Annotated in this window: 5 protein-coding genes; 3 read left to right on the top strand and 2 right to left on the bottom strand. The window is 68.4% G+C overall.

Features of this window, described 5'->3' with window-relative positions:
- The first annotated feature begins 233 nt into the window (after nucleotides 1-233).
- Nucleotides 234-707, top strand: a complete 474-nt coding sequence (locus Q2100_RS18840; RefSeq protein ID WP_264015768.1) for an RDD family protein — start codon at nucleotides 234-236, stop codon at nucleotides 705-707.
- 27 nt (nucleotides 708-734) lie between these two features.
- Here the strand turns inward: Q2100_RS18840 and Q2100_RS18835 are convergent, their stop codons facing one another.
- Both Q2100_RS18835 and Q2100_RS18830 read right to left on the bottom strand, forming a co-directional pair.
- The gene (locus tag Q2100_RS18835) at nucleotides 735-2,210 is read right to left on the bottom strand and encodes a GntP family permease (protein ID WP_264015767.1); all 1,476 of its coding nucleotides are present in this window, start codon (nucleotides 2,208-2,210) and stop codon (nucleotides 735-737) included.
- Complete coding sequence (locus tag Q2100_RS18830; RefSeq protein WP_264015766.1) at nucleotides 2,207-2,719, bottom strand: gluconokinase; 513 nt, start codon at nucleotides 2,717-2,719, stop codon at nucleotides 2,207-2,209. The genes Q2100_RS18835 and Q2100_RS18830 overlap by 4 nt, the downstream gene beginning before the upstream one ends.
- Before the next feature lie 124 nt (nucleotides 2,720-2,843).
- On the opposite strand from Q2100_RS18830, the gene Q2100_RS18825 reads away from it, so the two are divergent.
- Nucleotides 2,844-3,560, top strand: coding sequence for a FadR/GntR family transcriptional regulator (locus Q2100_RS18825; RefSeq protein WP_302915277.1), 717 nt, complete (start codon nucleotides 2,844-2,846; stop codon nucleotides 3,558-3,560).
- A gap of 8 nt (nucleotides 3,561-3,568) precedes the next feature.
- The coding region (locus tag Q2100_RS18820; RefSeq protein WP_407667656.1) for an SCO6745 family protein at nucleotides 3,569-3,862 on the top strand (294 nt) is incomplete at its 3' end.

Here is a 3,862-nt window from a genome sequence, read left to right as displayed (position 1 = left end):
GACGCGGCCGCCAAGCGCAGCGCCGCCGTCGCCGACGCCGCCCGCTACCGGGCCGGCGACATCGCCGGCACCACACGCAAGGAACTGAAGAAGACCCGCAAGGAGCTCAACAAGCAGCAGAAGCGCCTGCGCTGAACCAGAAGACCGTCACCGCCCGAGCGGCCGTCGCCCCTTCCCGGCGCCCGCTCGGGCGGTACATTCGCATCCACCCCTTGTGAGCAGGAGCGAATGCGATGACTTCAGGCGAGTACGGATCCCCGTCCGGTTCCTACGGCTCGCCGGGAGCGGGCGCGCCCGGCGCATTGCTGCCACGGTTTCTGGCCCGGCTGATCGACGGCATCCTCGTCGGCATCGTCGCCGGGCTGCTGATCGTGCTGACCGACAGCATGTCGAGCTTCTGGGCATCCGGCCTGTTCACCGGCGTGCCGATGTTCCTCTACTTCTTCGCGTTCGAGTTGACCCAGGGCTGGACCCCGGGCAAGAAGCTGCTCGGGCTACACGTGCGTGGTGCCGGCGGCGCAGCCAAGCCGACCGCCCGCGAAGCGGCGATCCGCAACGCGTTCACGGTGCTCACCATCATTCCGCTGGTGGGTGGGCTGCTGGCCTTCGTGGCGATGGTCGTCATCGCGGTAACCATCAACGGCAGCCCGACCAAGCAGGGCAAGCACGACGAACTGGCCGGCGGGACGCAGGTCGTCAAGGGCTGACGGCCTGCGTCCGCTGTCTGCGCGTCGTCAGATGAAGAGCCCCAACAGCAGCACGAACACCAGGCCGGTCACCGACAGCACGGTCTCCATCAGCGACCACGACTTGATCGTCTGACCGACCGACATCCCGAAGTACTCCTTCACCAACCAGAAACCGGCGTCGTTGACGTGGCTGAAGAACACCGAGCCGGCACCGACCGCGAGCACGACCAGCGAGACCTCGCCGGCGCTCATTCCCTCGACGAGTCCCAGCATCAGCGACGACGCGGTGATCGTGGCCACGGTCGCGGAGCCGGTCGCCAGCCGGATCAGCACGGCCAGCACCCAGGCCAGCAGGATCACCGAGACGTTGGCCGCCGTCGCCCATTCGGCGAGCTTGGTGCCGATGCCGGTGTCGACCAGCACCTGCTTGAACCCGCCGCCGGCGGCGACGATCAGGATGATGCCTGCGACCGGCGGCAGCGACGACTCGATGCACTTGGTGATCTGGTCGCGGGTCATGCCCGAACTCTTGCCGAGGGTGACGATGCCGACGATGACGGCGATCAGCAGCGCCATCAGCGGCCGACCGAGGATGTCGAACGTCTGTCGCACGAGATTGCTCTCGTCGTCGATAAAGATGTCGACGAGTGCCTTGCCCATCATCAATCCGACGGGCAGCAGCACGCTGAACATCGTGATGCCGAACGACGGCCTGCGCCGTTCGGTACGGAGTCCGGCCTCGGTCGCGGTCAAAGTCTGCGCGCCGTCGCCCACTTCCCCTGCGGCTGCGCCCTTTCCACTGCCGTTGCCGTCGAAGTCGTCGGCGTCGAAGCGGTCCGGCACGTCCAGCACGACCCAGCGGCCGGCCAGCTTGCCGAACAGCGGCCCGGCGACGATGACCGTCGGGATGGCCACGGCGACGCCGAGGGCCAGCGTCATGCCGAGGTCGGCGCCCAGGTACTCGATGGCGGTCAGCGGGCCCGGGTGCGGCGGGACCAGGCCGTGCATCGCGGACAGCCCGGCGAGGGCGGGGATGCCGACGGTGATCAGTGACAGGCCCGAGCGCTTGGCCACCAGGTAGATCACCGGCATCAGCAGCACGAGGCCGATCTCGAAGAACATCGGCAGGCCGATGATCGAACCCACCAGTGCCATCGCCCAGGGCAGCGCGCGCGGTGAGGCGTGCCCGACGATGGTGTCGACGATCTCGTCGGCGCCACCGGAGTCGGCCAGTAACTTCGCGAACATCGCGCCAAGCGCGATGAGGATGCCGACACCTGCTGCGGTGGAGCCGAATCCGTCGGCGAAGGAGTCCAGGACGTCGGCGATGTTCACGCCGGCCACGAGGCCCACCGTGAGCGCGCCGAAGATCAGGGCGAGGAACGGGTGCAGCTTCAGCAGGGTGATCAGGATGACGATGACCGCGATGCCGGCCAGCGCCGCGACGACGAGTTGCCAACCGGCCGCTACGGGTTCGGCCAGCTCCGCATCGGCGGCCAGCAGGGTCAGTGCCGTGGTCATCGGGTCTCCTCTTCGGTGGCGGGATCGGTCAAGGTGACATACGAGTCGATGATCGAATCGATGTCCTGGTCGACGTTGATGGAGACGCCGTGCTCGTCGGGCTCCAGCGGCTCGAGCGTCTGGAACTGGGAAGCCAGCAGGGACGCCGGCATGAAGTGGCCGGGCCGGCTGGCCTGACGACGGGAGATGACCTCCAGCGCCCCGCTCAGGTGCAGGAATGCGACGTCGGCGCAGTGCCGGCGGAGCTGGTCACGGTATCGGCGCTTGAGCGCCGAGCAGCTCATCACCCCGCCCGTGGGATGCTCGGCCAGCCAGATTCCGATGGCCTCCAGCCACGGATGGCGGTCGTCGTCGTCGAGCGGGTGACCCGCGGTCATCTTGGCGATGTTCGCCGGCGGATGGAAGTCGTCCGCGTCGGCGAACGGTACGCGCAGGCGCTGAGCCAGCGCCGCACCAACGGTCGACTTGCCGGATCCGGACACGCCCATGACGACTACTGGTGACGCCATACCCTCCACCTACCCAGTTGTGGTTGACGTCACACAGACTGCACCAATGGTAAGACTTTTGCAAGATCGAAGTTCGGATGATGGGTCCTTAACCCCGTCAGCAAACGTATGACACTATGTAAGTGTGACCGTGGCCACTCGCGTCGGCGCTCTGCACGGCGGACTGCTCACCGCGCTGGGCACCCGGATCGTCTCCGGGGAGTACCCAGCCGGTCAGGTGCTCACGCTCGACGCCGTCGGCGTCGGCCACGGTGTGTCACGCAGCGTCGCCCGCGAGGCGATCCGCGTCCTCGAGTCGATGGGCATGGTGGAGTCGCGCCGCCGGGTCGGCATCACGGTGCAGCCGTCGACGAGCTGGAATGTGTTCGACCCGAACGTGATCCGATGGCGCCTCGACGCAGGCGACCGCGTGGCCCAGCTGGAGTCGCTGTCCGAACTGCGTCGCGGCTTCGAGCCCGCGGCCGCCGCGCTGGCGGCCCGGCGGGCAGACCCGCACCAGTGCCGCCTGATGGCCGCCGCCGCGTCGGACATGCTGGTGCACGGCCGCGCCGGTGACTTGGACGCCTACCTGTCCGCGGATTTGGTGTTCCATCAGACGCTGCTGGACGCCAGCGGGAACGAGATGTTCCGCGCGCTGACCGGGGTGGTCGCCGCGGTGCTGTCCGGCCGGACCCAGCACGGGATGATGCCGGAGAACCCGAATCCCGCCGCCGTGGCGCTGCACGACGACGTCGCCCGGGCGATCCGGATGAACGATGCGGCGGAGGCCGAGCGAGCGATGCGCGCCATCATCGACGAGGCGGCATCCGCGGTGGCTGAGGAGTTCACCGGCAGTGGTTAACTGCGATGGTGGGCAGACAACCGAATCTCGCACGACGCTTTTTCGACCGGTTCGAGGCGGTGCACGCCGTCACCTACTTCGCCCCCGAGGCGCGGTCCGCGATGGACACGCTCGGGTACCGCGGATTCTGGATGGGCTACTTCGCCGCGCGCTCGGCGCCGCTGGGGCCGGTTCCGGCGGAGGTGGTGACCGCCGTGTTCTACAACTTCGCACCCGCGCGGGTGGCCAAGGCCCTTCCCGCGGCCTGGGAGGTGGCCGGCCCGGCCGAGGCCCTGCGCGCGCGTGAGGAGTCGGCCGTCGCC

The organism is Mycolicibacterium arseniciresistens (assembly GCF_030519285.1).
Taxonomy (GTDB): Bacteria; Actinomycetota; Actinomycetes; order Mycobacteriales; family Mycobacteriaceae; genus Mycobacterium; species Mycobacterium arseniciresistens.
Note: the sequence above shows the minus strand (reverse complement) of the source record. Positions and strands in the feature narration are given on the sequence as shown.